Here is a 17,912-nt window from a genome sequence, read left to right as displayed (position 1 = left end):
TCCACTTTTTTCGGGTTCGGCCCGAAATTTGTTCTTGATTTGTTCTCGTTATGAGTCATAGTGCGCTCATGACCGAGCGCCCAGGTGGCTACGCCCTAAACGCCCCTCAGGCGGCCCCCTCTGCCGGATCCCCCACCGCCCCGGGGGCCGGCGTCCGGGGCCGGGGCGCTCGGTCTAACGCATCGGGCCGGTACGAGGCCTTTGCCCGCGAAGCCTTCGATGACGGATGGACCGAGGCGGATGCGCCGGCGCCGCGCCTTGGAACGACCATCCTGAAGGATGCGTCGCGGTCCATCGTCGCGACCAACAGCTCACCCGACATCTCCTTCGACCAGTCGATCAACCCCTATCGCGGCTGCGAGCATGGTTGCATCTACTGCTATGCCCGGCCCAGCCATGCCTATTGGGGCTATTCACCGGGCCTCGACTTCGAAAGCGTGATCTTCGCCAAACCCGACGGGCCGGCCTTGCTGGAGGCCTTCTTCAACCGGCCGGGCTATCGGCCCAAACCGATCGTGATCGGTGCCAATACCGACGCCTGGCAGCCGGTCGAGCGCCGCCTGCAGCACACGCGGGAAATCCTGAAAGTCTTCGCCCGCTACCGGCACCCGGTCAGCTTCATCACCAAGTCGGCGCTTGTCCTGCGCGATCTGGACATTCTCGGACCGATGGCCGCCGACGGCCTCGCAAAGGGTGCGATTTCCGTCACCACGCTCGACCGGCGTCTGGCCCGGGACATGGAGCCGCGTGCGGCAGCGCCGCACCGCCGGCTCGACGCCATCCGGGGTCTCTCGGAGGCCGGCCTGCCGGTCACGCTGATGATGGCGCCGATTATTCCCGCCCTCAACGACAACGAGATCGAGGCGGTCTTCAAGGCCGGCGCCGAGGCCGGCGCGGTGAACGCGTCCTACGTGCTGCTGCGCCTGCCGCTCGAGATCAAGGACCTGTTCCGCGAATGGCTGCAGACGGCCCGGCCCGATGCGGCCGGACGCGTCATGTCGCTGATCCGCCAGATGCGCGGCGGGCGTGACTACGATCCGCAATGGGGCACGCGCGGCCGCGGCCAGGGCCCGCTCGCCGAGCTGATCGTCAACCGCGTGCGCGCTGCCATACGCCGATACCGCCTGACCGCACCGCGCACCGAACTCGACTTTTCCAAATTCGAACGCCCTCTCGGCTCAGCCGGTCAACCAAGTCTTTTCTGAGCCTGACGAAAACCAAAGCTTGCAAACAAGCCGCAAAACACGCTCCTTGTTCGTCCAAGTCTGGGGGATATGGAATGCGCCTGTTCGTGTGCCTGGTGCTCGTACTGGCAGCTGGTCTGGCCAGCTGCCGCAAGTCGGATCTGTATGAAAACTTCGTCGCCGAAGACCTGCGCGAGACGCGCACGAGCGTGCTCGAGGCCATGGAAGGTCGGGATACCGAAGCCCTGATCACGCATTTCGGGGACTGGGCAGACACGGAGGAATTCCGGGGCAGGCTTGACGCGTTCCTCGCCGGGATGCCGGCCGGTGAATGGCTCGATACGCCGGAACTGGCAGGCGCCCATCGCTCGCGTTCGCAGGTTGTCGGGGGCCAGTCACTCGACAACCAATCGCTCGTCTACATCACGCGGACCGGAGCCGAGCATGTGAGGATCGATCTGACCTTTACCCGAACCGGCGAACAGCCCTGGGCGTTGCATCACGTCAACGCCTATGCGTTCCAGCCCAACCCGGGCATTTCCTTCACGGACGGGACGATGACGCCGGTCCGCCTGGCTTCCCTGGCAGCCGTACTGGCAAATTTCGTCTTTATTGTAATCACGCTGATTGCAACCTTCCGCTTCCGGCGGATCAAGCGGCGTATCCTGTGGCCGCTCTTCATCATCGCCGGCTTCCCGGTGTTCGGCTTCAACTGGACCAGCGAGGCCTGGTATCTGGTAGCACCCGGCATTTCCTCATCGGAAGCCGGCGTCTACTTCCGGTTTCTGGAGATCGCCTTCTTCGGCGCCAGTTTTGTCGATGCCTCCCCGGTCGAGCCCGTCATACTGGAGCTTGGCGTACCGATCGGCGCAATCCTGTTCTGGTACCGTGTGATGCGCGGCGGTCCGACGCGCAAGGCTGAGAAAGTGCCGCGCTAGATCAGGCGCGGTCGCGCAGCAGGTCGCCGCTGCCGCCATTGACCTGGTCGGCAATGGCCTGGCGCTGTTCGGCCGAGAAGCTGTCGAAACCGGGCACATGCCCGCGTGAAACCGGACGCGAGACCAGGAAGCCCTGCAGCACGAGGTCGGGCTGGCAGCCCAGCGCGGCGAGCTCACCGAACGTCTCGACGCCTTCCACCACGACGCTGATACCCAGCGCCCGTGCCAGATCGATCGTCGCCTGGACGATGATCTGTGCTTCGCGATCATCCTCGATCCCTGTGATGAAGGAGCGGTCGATCTTGATCTTGTCGAAGGGGAAGGTGCGCAGATAGGCCAGCGAGGAATAGCCCGTCCCGAAATCGTCGATCGCCAGACGCACGCCGAGATCCTTCAGCGCCTGCATGACTTCCAGCGCCCGGGCCTCGTCGTCGATGAGAACACCCTCTGTGATCTCGACCACCAGGCGCCCCGGTTCGAGACCGGACGCCCGCAGCGCCTGCTGGACACTGAGCACGAGATTGCCCTGGCGGAACTGCGCCGGGCTGACATTGACGGAAACGCGGCGGCTTTCGGGCCAGTTGACCGCCTCCCGGCAAGCCGCGCGCATCACCCATTCGCCCATTTTCAGGATCTGGCCGGTTTCCTCGGCGATCTGCACGAATTCGGCCGGCGAGACATAGCCCCGCTTCTCGTCATTCCAGCGCACCAGCGCCTCGTAACCGACGATAGCGCCATCGCCGAGACGCACCTGGGGCTGGAAGTGGAGTTCCAGAAGTTCGTCCTCGATCGCCATGGCCAGGTCGGCTTCCAGCAGGCGGCGTTCCTGCAGCATCCGGCCAAGCTGGGGATCGAAGCCGCGCACCTGGTTCCGGCCCTGCCCCTTGGCATGATAGAGGGCCAGATCCGCCTGGTTCATCAGCCTGTCCGGATCCTCGCCATCGAGCGGGAAAACCGTCGCCCCGCCGGACGCACTGACATTCAGCGTCAACTGGTCGATGACCACCGGCACGCCGATGTGGTCGACCACGCGCTGTGCGGTGCCGAGCACCTCGTCATGCCCGGACACGTCCGGCAGCAGGACAGCAAATTCATCGCCGCTCAGGCGCGCCGGGATCGCCTTGTCCGGCAGCGTATCGAGCATGCGTTCGGCGACCGTTTTCAGCAGCGCGTCCCCGGTCGCATGGCCATGGACGTCATTGACTTCCTTGAACCGGTCGAGATCGAAAATCACCACTGCGACCATGGTGTCGTTCTGCCAGGCCTCCTCGATGGCGTCGTCGAGGGCTTCGCGGAAACGCAACCGGTTGGGCAGCCCCGTCAGGGCGTCGTGGTGGGCCAGATGGGTCATCCGTGCCCGCACCCGCTCCTCTGCGGAGACATCCCGGAAAACCAGCACGTCCGACGCCTCGCCGCTGAAATCGATCTTGCGGGCCCGCACCTGCACCGTCAGCCCCCCGCCATTGCGGCCGCGCAGACGGCAGGTCACCGGCCGCGTGTCATCGATATCCGCCAGGGCTGAAATCGCCGCCGCGTCGAGCGCCAGCTTGCTGACCGGCATGTCGAGGAGATCGGTGCGCCGCAGGCTGAGCATTTCACACAGCGGCTCGTTGACCTCGCGCACCAGGCCCTCGCGGACGACGGCAATGCCTTCGAAGGTCGCATCGGCCAGTGCCTGCAGACGCATGGCCTCGGCCTGGCGGCGCGCGCCCAGAATGACATCCAGCGCCGCTGCAGCCAGACCGACACTGATCACGAAGACCACGGCCAGCGCCACGGTAATGGCCAGCAGTTTGGAAGAGACCGCGGCGTCGTAGAGCACGCCGGGAACGGACGGCACCAGCTGCATCGCCGTCATGGCCGTGAAGTGCAGGCTCACCACGCCCAGGACGAGCAGTGCACCCGCGCCGGCCAGCCCTGCCAGGCTGCGCACGCGGACCAGAACCGTTGCGCTCGACGCCGCAAACAGCATGCCCGCCCCGATGGAAGCCAGTACCAGCGGTGCGTCCCAGACGATGTTTGCACCGACATTCATCGCGTCGATGCCCATGAAGTGCATGGTCGCGATCCCGGCGCCGACGACAGCCCCGCCCAGCGGGGCGCCATAGGCCTGCGGCATGCGCACGGCATAGGTCCAGCCGCAACTGGTCACGAAGATGGCGAGCAGGAGCGAGCCAACCGTGCCGAACAGGCCGTACTCGACCGGCACCGGCGCTTCATAGGCCAGCATGGAGACGAAGTGTGTGCCCCAGATGCCGACGCCCGTGACGAATCCGGTCACGATCAGCCACAAGGACTGCCGGTCGTCCGGTGCCGACTGCCCGCGGCGCGCCATCCCGACGGCCGCAAAGGCCGACAAGGCGCACAAAAGGGCGGCAACCGCGACGAGCCGAAGGTCGTGTTCGACCGTCACGCAATAGAAAACGCGATACACTCGGCGCCTCGAAGGATCTGCTTGGCCATGACCCTCTCAGCAAAAGACAAGGATTGCCTTAACGCTGTGGAAAACGCTGCAGACATGCGCGTCGCCGGCGTTGACGAGGCCGGCCGGGGGCCGCTTGCGGGGCCGGTTGTGACCGCCGCCGTCATCCTCGACCCCACCCGGCCGATCGCCGGACTGGGCGATTCCAAAACGTTGACGGCGCGGCGTCGCGAGGCGCTGGCCCGCGAGATCCGCGAGAAGGCCTGGGTGGGCATCGGCATTGCCGAGCCGGCCGAGATCGACCGGCTGAACATCCTTCACGCCACGATGACGGCGATGGCCCGCGCTGTCGCCCGACTGCCCGTGCGGCCCGAGCGTGTGCTGATCGACGGCAATCGCGTGCCCGAAGGCCTGCCCTGCCCGGCCGAGGCAATCGTGAAGGGCGATGCCCGTGAGCCGGCGATCGGCGCGGCGTCGATCATCGCGAAAACGCTGCGTGATGCCCTGATGGAAGAAGCCGCCCGGCGCTTTGCCGGCTACGGGTTCGAAGGCCACAAGGGCTATCCCAGCAAGGCCCACCGCGAGGCCCTGATGGCCCTCGGCCCCTGTCCGATCCACAGAACAAGTTATGCGCCGGTACGCGAAGCCCTGCGAATCGCCGAGTTATCCCCAGATGCGCCCGACTGTGGAAAACTTGATTGATGCTTAACGGCCCGTTAGCCATAGACGCGGGAAAACTTCCCCTCGCAAGAACGAGTGGAGTGGCGTGTCATGGCAGAGTCCCGGATCGACCAGATTCTCGAGGGAGAATGCGTGGAAGTGATGAAGTCGCTTCCCGATGCGAGCGTCGACCTGGTGTTCGCCGACCCGCCCTACAATCTCCAGCTCGGCGGCGACCTTCACCGCCCTGACAATTCCAAGGTCTCCGCAGTCGATAATGACTGGGACCAGATCGGCGGGTTCGACGAGTACGACCTGTTCACCTGGGGCTGGATGGAAGAAGCGCGCCGCGTGCTCAAGCCGAACGGCGCGATCTGGGTGATCGGCAGCTATCACAACATCTTCCGCGTCGGCGGCATTCTCCAGGATGCCGGCTTCTGGGTGCTCAACGACATCATCTGGCGCAAGTCCAACCCGATGCCGAACTTCAAGGGCACGCGCTTCACCAATGCGCACGAGACCCTGATCTGGGCCGCCAAGTCGAAGGAGGCCCGCCCGACCTTCAACTATGCCGCCATGAAGGCCCTGAATGACGGCGTGCAGATGCGCTCGGACTGGACGCTGCCGATCTGTTCGGGCGGCGAACGCCTGAAAGGCGCGGACGGCAAGAAGGCGCACCCGACGCAAAAGCCCGAAGCCCTGCTGCACCGGGTCCTGCTGTCGACCACCAATCCCGGCGATGTCGTGCTCGACCCCTTCTTCGGTACCGGCACGACCGGCGCCGCCGCCAAACACCTCGGCCGCCACTTCATCGGCATCGAGCGCGATCCGGACTATCTGGACGTCGCCCGTGCCCGCCTGGCCGCCATCACGCCGGCCTCGACCGAAGCGCTGAACGTCACACAGTCCAAACGCGCCCAGCCGCGTATCCCGTTCGGCGCCCTGGTCGAGCGCGGTCTCGTGAAGCCCGGCGACACGCTCTACTGTCCCAAGGGCCGCCATTCGGCGCGTGTGCGGGCCGACGGCACGCTGATCGCCGGCGACCGCGCCGGTTCCATCCACCAGGTCGGCGCCCAGCTACAAAGCGCCCCGTCCTGCAATGGCTGGACCTACTGGCACGTCCGCACCGAGCAGGGCCTGGCCCCGATCGACATCCTGCGCGCCGAAGTCCGCGCCACGCTGGACAGCTGAGTTCTCGCCACAGCGCTCCTTTTCCCGGTCCGCTCCACTTCCCCCGGCCTTGTGCCGGGGCCCGGCTGAGCCTGCATCTGAAACGCCGCCAGACCCCGGACAAGTCCGGGGAAAGCGGTAGCGCTCTTTCTTCCCCACCTCGTGGGGAAGTGGGCCGCGGCGTCAGCCGCGGGTCGAAGGGGCCGGCGCGTGTGCGCCGGAGGGTGGTGGAGCGTGTCTCAAACACATCGCCGCTACGCGGCGCCCCTCCGTCTCGCCGCCTTGCGGCGATCCACCTCCCCATGGAATGGGGAGGAAAGGCGTGTCAGCACGAAACCCTCCACGGGCAGAACCCTGGAGCGATGAGAGGGGTGCGGGATGCCGTCGGGCATCGGGTGCGCATATGTGAGTGTGGGTGACACCGTCCGGCATCCCGCACGCGGAGTTTTCCCGGACCGTCTCCGCCCCGTTTCCAATCCCCACAGGTACTCCGGTCGGGCGTTTAGTGCCGTCGGACCCGTCGGGGAGGCCCTGCCGGAACCACGGGTGTCACACCGCAGCGCGGACAGGCTCCGCTCGCTCCCGGGCACAAGGGACTGAGCTCATGCCTCCCATCCCGGAAACCGTCTGCGAGCATACGCGCAGTTGAGCGGGCGGGGATAAGTTTCCGATATCCGCCCCACAAACCGTCATCCTGACGAAAGTCAGGACCCAGATCGTAAAGGGAGATTTGGGCGAGGCGGGCTCAGTCCGAGCGGCGGCGATGTGCGGGATAAGTGCGAGCTCGCGGCCACCGCGCCCTATGAACTGGGCCCTGACTGAAGCCTGCGCCCGCGAAAGCGGGTGTCAGGGTGACGGTGCTTGGTGCGGCACTCTCACTCTCTCTTCCAACCGCCTTATTTTTCCCGGACGGAGGCCTGCGCAGGCAGGCCGCAGATCCGGGACCGACCGAAGGTCATTTCAAGCGATGCGTTTCCCGTAGATCCCGGCACTCCGCCCGGCCTTCGCCGGGCGTCCGGCCGGGAGAAGGCGGGATGTTTGGGGGATGGTCGCCACTTCAGCCCCCCGGTCGGCGCTCGTCTTATCGCCTCAGCTTGACCACCTTGCGCATGACGCTGGGCAGGGCCTGGTTGTCGAGCTGGTCTTCGGCGGCCCAGTAGCCGTCTTCCGGTTGCCAGTCCGGGGCGGGGGTGGTTTCGCGCACGTCGAGCCGGAGTTCGAAATGGGTGAAGACGTGGCGCACCTCGCCGCGCGAGACCCAGTCTGCCTTGAAGGGTGGGGCTTCATCCGGCGGCCCCTCCGCCCAGGACGTCGAGGGCACTTCGACCATGCCGCCGAGCAGGCCCTTGTCGGGCCGCCGGCGCAGCCAGAGTCCCTGCTCGCCCCTGACCAGCCAGGCCGTACCGAGGCGCACCGGTTTGGGCTTTTTCTTTTCCTTCAGCGGATAGCGCGTCATGTCGCCTTCCGCGCGGGCCGCACAGGCGAAGGCCCAGGGACAGGCGGCACAGTCCGGCGTGCGGGGTGTACAGACGGTGGCGCCGAGATCCATGATGGCCTGGGCATAGTCGCCCGGCCGGTCCGGCGAGGCGATGGCTGCGGCCAGGCGGCGTATTTCCGGCTTGGCCTTGGGCAGCGGTGTCTGGACCCGATGGAGCCGCGTGATCACACGTTCGACATTGCCGTCGACCACGCTGGCCGGATGGTCGAAAGCGGCGGCCAGAATGGCATTCGCCGTGTACTCGCCCACCCCGGGCAGGGCTTTCAGCCCGTCCAGCGTGCCGGGGAACACGCCGCCCAGTCCCTCGGCGACGTGGATGGCGCAGGCATGGAGGTTTCGCGCCCGGGCGTAATAACCCAGGCCCGCCCATTCCCGCATCACATCCTCGCGCGCTGCGGCCGCCAGATCTTCCACGCGCGGCCAGAGGTCGAGAAAGCGGAACCAGTAGGGCGTGGCGTGCGGCACCGTGGTCTGCTGCAGCATGATTTCCGACAGCCAGATCGCATAGGGATCGGCGACGCGGCCGGCCGCGCGGTCCTCCGGACGGATCCGCCAGGGCAGCGTCCGGCCTTCCCGGTCATACCAGTCCAGCAATGCCGCCCGCAGGCGGGCGATATCCTGACGCGGGGAAAGGGATGCGCTCATCGAAACCTTCCGGGTTTGCAGGCTGGACTTGCAGGCAGGACTTGCAGGCAGGCCGCTTCGCAGCGAGAGTGCGCAGCATGAAGCGCAAACCGCCCTCGTCAACACTGGAAGCCGCAGCCAGCGCCTATATCGGCAGCCGCCGCGGCCGGCGGGCCATCCAGCCCGCGCCCTCCGCCGGGCGGGCCGCCGAACGGGTGCTGAAGCCGCTGACCCGGCAGTTCGGCATCGGGGTTGAGCAATTGCGCGAACACTGGCCGGAAATCGTCGGCAAGCGCCTGGCCGACTGGAGCACGCCGAAAACCGTCCAGCGCAGCGGCGGTATCAGTACGCTGGTGATCGAGGCGCGCGGCCCCGCGGGGGCCATCCTGCAGGCAGAGAGCCGCCGGATTCTCGAGCGGATCCGCACCCATTCCGGCGACCGGGCCCCGACCCGCCTGCGCATCGTGCAGGGACAGGCGAGCAAGCCCGCCGACGCGCCCGCGGCCGGCGTGAAAAAGCTGCAATCTTCATCACACACCGGCGAGACAGAGGCGACAACGCCGGAAGCGCGGCTATTGTCGGCGCTCGACCGGTTTTCCCGCGCGATTCACCGCCGGGACGAGCCGTAGCATCCAGGCGTTTCCCGGGGGACACATGACACTGACACGACGCTTCTTCACCGCCACGGCCCTGGCGGCCGCCACGGCGCTGGCCGCCTGCGGCAATTCTTCGGACAATCCGGGCGGCGGCACGGTGGCCGAAACCGGCCGCAGTCTCGGTGCAGCGGATGCGCCGGTGACGATGACGGAGTATTCCTCGGTCGCCTGCGTCCATTGCGCCCGCTTCCACGACGAAGTGTATCCGGCACTGGAGCCCTATATCGAAGCCGGCCAGATGCGCGTGGTGCTGCACGAGATGCTGAACGGTCCGCCGCAATTCGCCGTCGCCGGCTTTTCGCTGGCGCATTGTGTTCCCGAAGAACGCTATTTCGACACGATCGACGTGCTGTTCGAACAGCAGCAGGCGATCTTCGACACCGCCCGCAGCGGCGGCAATGTCCGTGCCCGCTATGTGACGATCGCCCGCTCGATGGGGCTGAGCGAAGCGCAGTTCGACGCCTGCCTCAACGATACGGACATCAATAGCGCCATTGTCGCCTCGCACGAGGCCGCGATGGCCAGCGGCGTCAGCCTGACACCGAATTTCGCCTTCAATGGCGAGCTTCTGGAGGCACGCACCGCGCCGGGGGCATCCCAGCCGACCTATTTCCTCGGCGGCGAACAGGTGGTGATCGATGGCGAACCGCTGCCCGCCCGCCAGGACGGGGAGACGTTTGCGCGCCTGATCGACCATCTTCTGGCGCAGTCCGCCGGCGGCTGATCGCAAAAAGCGCTGATCAAATCTGAGCGAGGTGGTGGCAACAGCCCCGCCTGAGCGGTTAAGCTGCGGCGAGACCGCACGGGACGGGGCCGTGCCGGCAACTGGCAATTTCTCGGGGAGAGCCCTTCGATGAACCTGACACGACGTGTGTTTTCCGCAGCCGCCCTGACGGCGAGCCTTGTTCTGGGTGCCTGCGGTGGCGGCGACGCGCCCGGCGAGGGCCAGTCCCGCTATGAGCGCGCCAGCGATCGCGGCATGGGCAATGCCGACGCGGCCTTGACGATGATCGAGTATTCCTCGGTCGCCTGTCCGCACTGCGCGGCCTTCCACGAGGAAGTCTTCCCGACGATCGAGGAGAACTACATCGAAACCGGCCGCATGCGTTATGTGCTGCGCGAGATGATCACCGGCTCGCCGCAATTCGCCATCGCCGGCTTCTCGCTCGCCCATTGCGTGCCGGAAGAGCGTTATTTCGACATGGTCAACCTGTTGTTCCAGCAACAGCGCGCGATCTTCCAGGCCGCCCAGACCCAGGGCAGCGCCCGCGGCCAGTATCTCGCCATCGCGCGGTCGATGGGGCTTAGCGAGCAGGACTTCATCGCCTGCCTCAACAATGAGGAGATCAACCAGTCCATCGTCGCCGCGCACGACCGTGCGATTGCTGACGGTGTGGACGGTACGCCGCGCTTCATCTTCAACGGCCGCATGCTGGAAGCGCGCCGCGCGCCGGGTGCGACGGAATACACCTATTTCCTCGACGGCGAGCAGGTGATGATCGATGGCGAGCCTCTGCCGGGCCTGGCCGATGCGGAAACCTTCACCCGCCTGATCGACCACCTTCTGGCGCAAGCCGGCGAGACCGCCGAATGACCGGGTTTCTCAACCGCATCGCCGGCGCACTGGCCCTGCTTCTGCTCGCCGTTCCGGCGGCACTGGGCCAGCACCCCGGCCAGGCCGAGACCGCGGACGACCATGCCCTGGGCGATCCCGATGCGCCGCTGGTGATCGTGGAATACGCCTCCTTTGCCTGCCCGCACTGCGCCCATTTCCAGAACACTGTGTGGCCGATGGTGAAGGAGGAGTTCGTCGACACCGGACGGGTGCGCTGGGTCTATCGTCCCATGCTGACCAATCCGGTGCAGCTTGCTGCGGCCAGCACCATTCTTGCCGAATGCGCACCGGAAGATCGTTTCTTCGATGCCGTCGACCTGCTGTTCGCCGAACAGCAGAGCCTGTTCGAAACGGCGCGCGCCGGCGGCGATGTCCTGGGGGTCTATAACCGGATCGGCGGTGCCGTCGGCCTGACACCGGAACAGCTCATGGGCTGCCTGCAGGACCCGGCCATGAATGAGGCTCTCAACGCGGCGGCCCAGCAATCGGTCGAGTACGAGATTCCCGGCACGCCGGCCTTCCTGATCGGCGGTGACGTGCTCATCGCTACCAATCGCGGCGCCGGCCCGCTCTTCTACTATGGCGACGAACCCCTTATTCTTAATGGGGAAAGGGTTCCCGGCCACTTGAACGAAGACTCTTTCCGCCGAATCATCCTTCACTTCCTGAACGAGTCCGATTCGCAAAACTAGAATCGCAGCAGGAAAGCGCCGCAATCCTCCGCTACAAGAGTGGGCAGGCGGCGCAATGGAGGTCGGGTGAAGTTCACACAGCTGAGGCTGGCCGGATTCAAATCCTTCGTCGATCCCACCGACTTGCGGATCGATCCGGGCCTTACAGGCGTGATCGGACCCAACGGTTGCGGTAAATCCAACCTGCTTGAAGCCCTGCGCTGGGTGATGGGCGCGACCTCGGCCAAGTCGCTGCGCGGCGACGGCATGGAAGACGTGATCTTCGCGGGCACCGATGCCCGCCCCTCGCGCAACCATGCCGAAGTCGTGCTGACCGTCGACAATGAGGACAAGCTTGCCCCGGCGCGCTTCAACGATGCCGACAGCCTCGAGATCACCCGCCGCATCACGCGCGGGGCCGGCTCGGCCTACAAGATCAATGGCGAGGAAGTGCGCGCCAAGGACGTCCAGCTCCTCTTCATGGATGCGGGCACCGGCGCCAATTCGCCCGCCCTTGTGCGCCAGGGCCAGATCTCCGAACTCATTGCCGCCAAGCCGCAGAACCGCCGCCGCATCCTGGAAGAGGCGGCCGGCGTGTCCGGCCTGCGCGCACGCCGCCACGAGGCCGAACTGCGCCTGAAAGGCGCCGAAGCCAATCTCGACCGGCTGCAGGAGGTGATCGACGACATTTCTTCCCGCCACGGCTCGCTGCAACGCCAAGCCCGCCAGGCCTCGCGTTATCGCCAGCTGTCTGCGTCGATCCGCGCCCTGGAAGCCGCTGTCTGGCTCAATCGCTGGCGCGAGGCGGCGACCGCCGTCGACACCGCCGAAGCGGAACTGGCCGACAAGCGCGACGCTGCCGAGACCGCGACGCGCGCCGCGGCTGAAGCCCGTACCCAGGCGGAAATCCTGGCAGCGGCCCGCGAGCCGGCGCGCCAAGCTGAGGCCGAAGCGGCAGCGGCCCTGCGCCGTCTGGAGCGCGAACGCGATCTGCTTGAGCGCGATGCCGCCGAGATCGAGCGCACCATCGAACGCCTGGAGGCGCGGCTGGAGGAACTCGCCTCGGCCACCGGCCGCGAGCGGCAGATTGTCGAGGACGCTCAGGCCAGCCGCAACGAGGCCGTGAAGGCCATCGCCGGCCTCGACGCTGAAATCGAGCGCGAGAGCGCCAATCTGGACGCGGCCCGGTCGGCCGCAGAGGCGACGGAAGAACAGCGCCTGGCCGCCGAGGCCGAACTGGACGAACGCGCCCGCGAAGCCGCCGACAAGCGGGCCGCCATCGAGACAGCGCGCCGTGATCTGGGCCGGTTCGAGACGCGGCTGGAACAAATCGCGCGCGAAATCCACGGTGCGAATGACGAGCGCGAACGGCTGGAAGCCTCGCCCGCCCTGCACGAGCTTGAGACCGCGCAAATCGATGCCGAACAGGCCGAGATCGCCCTCACCGAGGCGCGTGCCCGGCTGGAGAGTGCCGAAGCCGAGCGCCAGACAGCCGATGCTGCGCTGGAGACTGCTGCCGAAACCTGGCGCGAGATGGCGTCCGCCCGCGACGGGCTCGAGCGGGAGGCGCAGGCTCTGGAACGCCTGCTCGCCGCGTCGATGCAGGAAACCGTCTCGCCGGCGCTGGACGCCGTGCGCGCCCGGCCGGGCTATGAGCAGGCGCTGGCGGCCGCACTGGGTGACGATCTGGAAGCTTCGCTGGATCCGTCGGCATCGCGCCACTGGTCGGAAGCCGGCGTGAAGGCCGAGATGCTGCCGGGAGGTTGCGTGCCCCTGTCCGACCACGTCGAAGCGCCCAAGGCACTGAAGGCGCGGCTGGACGCGATCGGCGTGATCAGGCCGGAGAAGGCCGCCGAGGCGGCCGCGAAGCTGAAACCGGGCCAGCGCCTGGTCACGCGTGACGGCGATCTGTGGCGCTGGGACGGGCTGGTCGCGCGCGCCGACGCGCCTTCCGCCGCCGTTGCCCGTCTGGAAAACCGCAATCGCCTGGATGCCGTCCGCACCGAGCTGGAGGAGACGGCCGAAGCGCACGAATCAGCCCGCACGGCCGAGGCCGCCGCACGCACCGCCGCGGAAACCGCCCGTGCCGGCGAACAATCGGCCCGCGCCGCAATCGGTCCGGCCGACCGGGCGGCGCGCGATGCCCTCGCCCGCGTCTCGTCCCTGCGCGAAAAGAGCGCGCAGGATGCAGCCCGGGCCACGGCGCTGAAGGAACGGATCGAGCGGCTGACTGCCGAACAGGCCGAGACCCAGTCCGGCCGCAAGGCCGCGCAGGCCCTTCTGGAAGAGGCCGAGGCCAGCGATGGCGATACCGAGGCCCTGGATGCAGCCCGCGAAGCCGCTGACGAAGCCCGTCAGGCGGCAGCCGATGCCCGGGCCCGGCTGGACGGCGTGCGCCGCGAAGGTGAGCTGCGCCGTCAGCGCCGCATGGGCTTCAAGCGCGATCATGATGCCTGGGCTGAGCGCTGCAAGGCGGCCGAAGCCCGTATCACCGATATCGAAAGCCAGTCGGCAGACGCCGGCAAGGCGCTGGACGAGGCGCGGGCAAAACCCGAAGTGCTGCAGGAAAAGATCCTCGCCCTGACCGGCAAGGTGCAGGCCGCCGAGCGTGCCGCGGAAGAAGCCCGCGAGGCCGCCTCGACCACCGAAGGCCAGGTGAAGGAAGCCGACAGTGCCGCCCGCCAGGCCGAGGCCGCCGCATCCGCGGCACGCGAAGGCCGCGCCGCCGCCGAGGCCCGCCTCAGCGGTGCGAAGGAACGCCTGAACGAGACGACGGAGCGCCTGCAGGACGCGACCGGCGAGGCACCGGGCACGCTGTCCAAACGGGTCGATGAGGACGAGATTTCCGAACTGACGCCGGCCGAGCTGGAGCGCCGTCTGGACGAGGCCCGTCAGGGCCGCGAGCGGCTGGGCGCCGTCAATCTGCGCGCCGACGAGGAAGCCGAGGAACTCGCCACGCGCATGGAAGAGATGACGCGGGAGCGGGACGATCTGATCGAGGCCATCGCGCGCCTGCGCAAGGCGGTGGACGAGCTGTCCCGCGAGGGCCGCGCGCGCCTGCTGGAAGCCTTCGATATTGTCGACGGGCATTTCCGCAATCTCTTCTCCACCCTGTTCGAGGGCGGCCATGCCGAGCTGCGCCTGACCGAAAGCGACGACCCGCTGGAAGCCGGCCTGGAAATCATGGCCTGCCCGCCGGGCAAGAAGATGGAGAACATGTCGCTGATGTCCGGCGGCGAGCAGGCGCTGACAGCGTCGGCGCTTATCTTTGCGGTCTTCCTGTCCAATCCGGCACCGGTCTGCGTGCTCGACGAGGTCGATGCACCGCTCGACGATGCCAATGTCGACCGCTATTGCCGTATGCTGGCCGAGATGCGCCGGCTGACCGAGACGCGTTTCCTGGTGATCACCCACAATGCCCTGACCATGTCGCGCATGGACCGGCTCTACGGCGTCACCATGGCCGAGCGCGGCGTTTCCCAGCTGGTCTCGGTCGACCTGGTGGGTGCGGAACAACTCATCGCCGCCGAATAGGCATTTTATCTTTCTATTTCAGCAAGTTAAATCGCCTGCACCCTTGCTTGACTTGCCGGGGGGCCGTGGATAGTGTGCGCGCGCCTGCGGGGGGCTGTTCTTCCGTTGGCAGACCGGTCAGTCATGTCACGCAAAGACGAAAGCCCGCGCGACCCATCCAAAGCCGATCTGGACTCCCTGCAGCAGCGCATCGATGCGCGGCGCGAGAAGTACAGACCGAAACCGGATAACGCCCAGCGATCTGCCTGGCAGCTGGGGATGCGCTATGGCTCGGAATTCTTTGGCGGGGTTCTGGTTGGCGGAGGTCTGGGCTTTGCCCTGGACCATTTCGCCGGCATTTCGCCCTGGGGCCTGATTGCCGGAACGATGTTTGGGTTTGCAGCCGGCACGCTGAATGTCGTAAGGGCTGCGCAGGAAATCAGTTCGGAGTCGCAGGAGCGCTAGGCGCACCGGGCTCTGCCGGAAGAATCGCGGCCCTGGCCGCAATAACGATTGAAGAGAGGCCGGGCGTGGCAGACACCAACCCGATCAAGCAGTTCGAAGTTCACGAGCTGGTTCCGTTCGAAGCTTTCGGCCTGAATCTGGCCTTCACCAATTCCAGCTTCTTCATGATGCTGACGACGGTCCTGACCGTCCTGCTCTTCACGCTGGCGATGTCCAGCCGCGCCCTGGTGCCGAACCGCGCCCAGTCGGTGGCCGAGATCATCTACGGCTTTGTGGCGGACATGCTGCGCTCGACCGCCGGTCCGGACGCGCTGCGCTTCTTCCCGTTCGTCTTCACGCTCTTCATCTTTATCCTGGTCGCCAACATGCTGGGCATGTTCCCGTACTTCCCGGGACCGGGCCTGCACTCCTTTACCATCACCAGCCACCTGATCGTGACGGTGGCTCTGGCGATGCTGGTCTGGCTGACCGTCATTATCTATGGCGTGTTCAAGAACGGCCCGAAATTCCTCAAACTGTTCGTACCGTCCGGCGTTCCGGGCTACATCCTGCCCTTCGTGTCGCTGATCGAGGTGATCTCCTTTATCTCGCGTCCGATCAGCCACTCGGTGCGTCTGTTCGCCAACATGCTGGCCGGCCACATCCTGCTGAAAGTCTTCGCGGGCTTCATCGTGATGCTCGGCGCCGGTCTCGGCGTGGGCGGCTATGTCCTCGGCATCGCACCGTTCGCGATGACGCTGGGCCTGACGGCGCTGGAGTTCCTGGTCGCCTTCCTGCAGGCTTACGTGTTCGCCATCCTGACCTGCATCTACCTTTCCGACGCTCTGCACCCGGGTCACTAGACCGCAGACGTCACAGTCCAACCCAACCAACTGCCAGACATATCCTCGAAGGAGTTTTCAAATGGAAGAAATGGGCAAATACATCGGCGCCGGTCTCGCTTGCCTCGGCATGCTGGGTGCTGCTGTCGGCGTGGGCAACATCTTTGGTTCCTTCCTGCAAGGCGCCATGCGCAACCCGTCTGCGGCTCAGTCGCAGTTCGGCAACCTGATCTTCGGCTTCGCCGTGACGGAAGCGCTGGGCATCTTCTCCCTGCTGGTCGCGCTGATCCTGCTGTTCGTGGCCTAAATCATACCGGAGGCGGCCGGCTCATCCGGATCCGGCCGCTCCCGTTTTCGCTCCACCTTTCCAAGGGAGCCCGCGTCCCATGACGCATGCACCGCATTCTGACGTCGCACAGCACGCGGCCGAAGCAGCGCACGGCGCTGCGGAAGCTGTGTTCCCGCCGTTCGACCCGACCTATTTCGCGTCCCAGCTCTTCTGGCTGGCGATCTTCTTCGTGATTCTCTACGTCGCGCTTGATCGCTTTATCCTGCCGAAGATCAAGACGACGATCGAAGACCGTCGCGACCGTATCGCCGACGATCTCGATGCTGCTGCCCAGGCCAAGGCCGATGCCGAAGCCGCGGGTGAAGCCTATGAGAAGGCGCTGGCCGAAGCGCGTGCCAAGGCGCACGTGATTGCGGCCGATACGCGCAAGGCGCTCGATGCCGAGATCGCCAAGGAGACTGCTGAAGTGGAAGCCGAGCTGGCCTCCAAGCAGGAAGCCTCCGAGGCTGCCATCCGCAAGGCCAAGGACAAGGCGTTCGCCGAAGTCCGCGGTATCGCGGCGACCGCCACGGCGGCCGCTGTCGAAGCGCTGGCGGGTGTCGAAATCACCGAAGCCGATGCCGGCAAGACGGTGGACGGCCTGATCAAGGCGAAGGAGGCATAAGATGACCCTGTTCGCTGAAGACGCCGCTCACGGTGCTACCAGCCACGGCCCGGCCCTGTTCTCGGGTGAATGGTTCGCGGCCCAGCCGTCGGATCCGACCTTCTACGCCTTCCTGGCCTTCATCGCCTTCTTCGCGGTGCTGGGTTATTTCGGCGTCCACAAGACGATTGCCAAGACGCTGGACGACCGCGCCGATGCGATCAAGTCGGAGCTGGAAGAAGCCAAGCGCCTGCGTGAGGAAGCCCAGGAAATGCTGGCCTCCTATCAGCGCAAGCAGCGCGAAGCCGAGGCCGAGGCCGAGGCCATTATCGCCCAGGCCAAGTCCGAAGCGAAGACGCTGAAGGCGGAAGCGCGCAAGGACATGACCGAGCGCCTGGAGCGCCGCACGGTGCTTGCCGAGCAGCGTATTGCCCAGGCCGAGGCTCACGCCGCTGCCGAGGTGAAGGCTGCGGCCGCCGAGCTGGCGGCCAGCGCGGCCGAGGAAATCCTGAAGACCAAGCTGAAGAAGACCGATCTGAACAAGATCGTCGATGCCGACATCAAGGCCGTTGGCGAACAGCTGAACTAGGCTCTCTTTGAATTTCGAGATTGCAAAGCCCGCGGGTCTCCCGCGGGCTTTTTCTTGCCCACGCATAAAAGCGGACAAATTTGTCCCGTTATCGCTGTCAAGCAGCTTCAACGGACATTTTTGTCCGGTTATTGACATCTCGAGTAAAAGGACA

General features: G+C 66.1%; 16 protein-coding genes. 14 read left to right on the top strand and 2 right to left on the bottom strand.

What is annotated here, in order from left to right; all coding sequences use genetic code 11:
* The first annotated feature begins 68 nt into the window (after positions 1-68).
* On the top strand, positions 69-1,205 hold the full coding sequence (locus JJ918_RS07400; protein ID WP_291885259.1) for a PA0069 family radical SAM protein: 1,137 nt from the start codon (positions 69-71) through the stop codon (positions 1,203-1,205).
* Positions 1,206-1,279: 74 nt separating this feature from the next.
* The gene (locus JJ918_RS07395) at positions 1,280-2,122 is read left to right on the top strand and encodes a hypothetical protein (RefSeq protein WP_291885256.1); all 843 of its coding nucleotides are present in this window, start codon (positions 1,280-1,282) and stop codon (positions 2,120-2,122) included.
* 1 nt (position 2,123) lies between these two features.
* Here the strand turns inward: JJ918_RS07395 and JJ918_RS07390 are convergent, their stop codons facing one another.
* On the bottom strand, positions 2,124-4,556 hold the full coding sequence (locus tag JJ918_RS07390; RefSeq protein WP_291885253.1) for an EAL domain-containing protein: 2,433 nt from the start codon (positions 4,554-4,556) through the stop codon (positions 2,124-2,126).
* Between the two features lie 84 nt (positions 4,557-4,640).
* On the opposite strand from JJ918_RS07390, the gene rnhB reads away from it, so the two are divergent.
* Positions 4,641-5,246 (top strand): ribonuclease HII, encoded by a 606-nt coding sequence (gene rnhB / locus JJ918_RS07385; protein WP_367277669.1) that lies wholly within the window; start codon positions 4,641-4,643, stop codon positions 5,244-5,246.
* A 69-nt stretch (positions 5,247-5,315) separates the two neighbouring features.
* Complete coding sequence (locus JJ918_RS07380; protein ID WP_291885248.1) at positions 5,316-6,395, top strand: site-specific DNA-methyltransferase; 1,080 nt, start codon at positions 5,316-5,318, stop codon at positions 6,393-6,395.
* Between the two features lie 1,060 nt (positions 6,396-7,455).
* On the opposite strand, the gene JJ918_RS07375 is transcribed toward JJ918_RS07380, so the two are convergent.
* Complete coding sequence (locus JJ918_RS07375) at positions 7,456-8,517, bottom strand: A/G-specific adenine glycosylase (RefSeq protein WP_291885246.1); 1,062 nt, start codon at positions 8,515-8,517, stop codon at positions 7,456-7,458.
* A 77-nt stretch (positions 8,518-8,594) separates the two neighbouring features.
* On the opposite strand from JJ918_RS07375, the gene JJ918_RS07370 reads away from it, so the two are divergent.
* From JJ918_RS07370 to JJ918_RS07325, 10 genes are all read left to right on the top strand, one after another.
* A complete protein-coding gene (locus JJ918_RS07370; protein WP_291885244.1) occupies positions 8,595-9,125 on the top strand; it encodes a DUF721 domain-containing protein in 531 nt (176 codons plus the stop codon).
* Between the two features lie 25 nt (positions 9,126-9,150).
* Complete coding sequence (locus tag JJ918_RS07365; protein ID WP_291885241.1) at positions 9,151-9,876, top strand: thioredoxin domain-containing protein; 726 nt, start codon at positions 9,151-9,153, stop codon at positions 9,874-9,876.
* A gap of 129 nt (positions 9,877-10,005) precedes the next feature.
* Positions 10,006-10,746 carry a thioredoxin domain-containing protein gene (locus tag JJ918_RS07360; protein ID WP_291885238.1) on the top strand — a complete coding sequence of 247 codons (741 nt, stop codon included), beginning with the start codon at positions 10,006-10,008 and terminating at the stop codon, positions 10,744-10,746.
* Positions 10,743-11,459 carry a thioredoxin domain-containing protein gene (locus JJ918_RS07355; RefSeq protein ID WP_291885235.1) on the top strand — a complete coding sequence of 239 codons (717 nt, stop codon included), beginning with the start codon at positions 10,743-10,745 and terminating at the stop codon, positions 11,457-11,459. The genes JJ918_RS07360 and JJ918_RS07355 overlap by 4 nt, the downstream gene beginning before the upstream one ends.
* A gap of 66 nt (positions 11,460-11,525) precedes the next feature.
* Entirely contained in the window at positions 11,526-14,972 is a 3,447-nt protein-coding gene (smc, locus tag JJ918_RS07350) for a chromosome segregation protein SMC (RefSeq protein WP_291885232.1), read from the top strand.
* Between the two features lie 123 nt (positions 14,973-15,095).
* Positions 15,096-15,416: an AtpZ/AtpI family protein gene (locus JJ918_RS07345; RefSeq protein WP_291885230.1), complete on the top strand. Its 321-nt coding sequence runs from the start codon at positions 15,096-15,098 to the stop codon at positions 15,414-15,416.
* Between the two features lie 65 nt (positions 15,417-15,481).
* Positions 15,482-16,258: a F0F1 ATP synthase subunit A gene (locus JJ918_RS07340; RefSeq protein ID WP_291885229.1), complete on the top strand. Its 777-nt coding sequence runs from the start codon at positions 15,482-15,484 to the stop codon at positions 16,256-16,258.
* Positions 16,259-16,319: 61 nt separating this feature from the next.
* A complete protein-coding gene (locus tag JJ918_RS07335) occupies positions 16,320-16,544 on the top strand; it encodes a F0F1 ATP synthase subunit C (protein WP_203294954.1) in 225 nt (74 codons plus the stop codon).
* 79 nt (positions 16,545-16,623) lie between these two features.
* Entirely contained in the window at positions 16,624-17,190 is a 567-nt protein-coding gene (locus JJ918_RS07330) for a F0F1 ATP synthase subunit B' (protein ID WP_291885224.1), read from the top strand.
* A gap of 1 nt (position 17,191) precedes the next feature.
* Complete coding sequence (locus JJ918_RS07325) at positions 17,192-17,758, top strand: F0F1 ATP synthase subunit B (RefSeq protein ID WP_291885221.1); 567 nt, start codon at positions 17,192-17,194, stop codon at positions 17,756-17,758.
* The last annotated feature ends 154 nt before the right edge of the window (positions 17,759-17,912 follow it).

This window comes from Maricaulis sp. (assembly GCF_017642925.1).
GTDB lineage: Bacteria > Pseudomonadota > Alphaproteobacteria > Caulobacterales > Maricaulaceae > Maricaulis.
Note: the sequence above shows the minus strand (reverse complement) of the source record. Positions and strands in the feature narration are given on the sequence as shown.

Excerpts from the sequence above, each read along its gene's own strand:
- JJ918_RS07395 (WP_291885256.1), top strand. The coding sequence starts at position 1,280 with ATGCGCCTGTTCGTGTGCCTGGTGCTCGTACTGGCAGCTGGTCTGGCC.
- JJ918_RS07330 (WP_291885224.1), top strand. The coding sequence starts at position 16,624 with ATGACGCATGCACCGCATTCTGACGTCGCACAGCACGCGGCCGAAGCA.
- rnhB (WP_367277669.1), top strand. The coding sequence starts at position 4,641 with ATGCGCGTCGCCGGCGTTGACGAGGCCGGCCGGGGGCCGCTTGCGGGG.
- JJ918_RS07355 (WP_291885235.1), top strand. The coding sequence starts at position 10,743 with ATGACCGGGTTTCTCAACCGCATCGCCGGCGCACTGGCCCTGCTTCTG.
- JJ918_RS07360 (WP_291885238.1), top strand. The coding sequence starts at position 10,006 with ATGAACCTGACACGACGTGTGTTTTCCGCAGCCGCCCTGACGGCGAGC.
- JJ918_RS07400 (WP_291885259.1), top strand. The coding sequence starts at position 69 with ATGACCGAGCGCCCAGGTGGCTACGCCCTAAACGCCCCTCAGGCGGCC.
- JJ918_RS07325 (WP_291885221.1), top strand. The coding sequence starts at position 17,192 with ATGACCCTGTTCGCTGAAGACGCCGCTCACGGTGCTACCAGCCACGGC.
- JJ918_RS07335 (WP_203294954.1), top strand. The coding sequence starts at position 16,320 with ATGGAAGAAATGGGCAAATACATCGGCGCCGGTCTCGCTTGCCTCGGC.
- JJ918_RS07380 (WP_291885248.1), top strand. The coding sequence starts at position 5,316 with ATGGCAGAGTCCCGGATCGACCAGATTCTCGAGGGAGAATGCGTGGAA.
- JJ918_RS07365 (WP_291885241.1), top strand. The coding sequence starts at position 9,151 with ATGACACTGACACGACGCTTCTTCACCGCCACGGCCCTGGCGGCCGCC.
- JJ918_RS07345 (WP_291885230.1), top strand. The coding sequence starts at position 15,096 with ATGTCACGCAAAGACGAAAGCCCGCGCGACCCATCCAAAGCCGATCTG.
- JJ918_RS07375 (WP_291885246.1), bottom strand. The coding sequence starts at position 8,517 with ATGAGCGCATCCCTTTCCCCGCGTCAGGATATCGCCCGCCTGCGGGCG.
- JJ918_RS07370 (WP_291885244.1), top strand. The coding sequence starts at position 8,595 with ATGAAGCGCAAACCGCCCTCGTCAACACTGGAAGCCGCAGCCAGCGCC.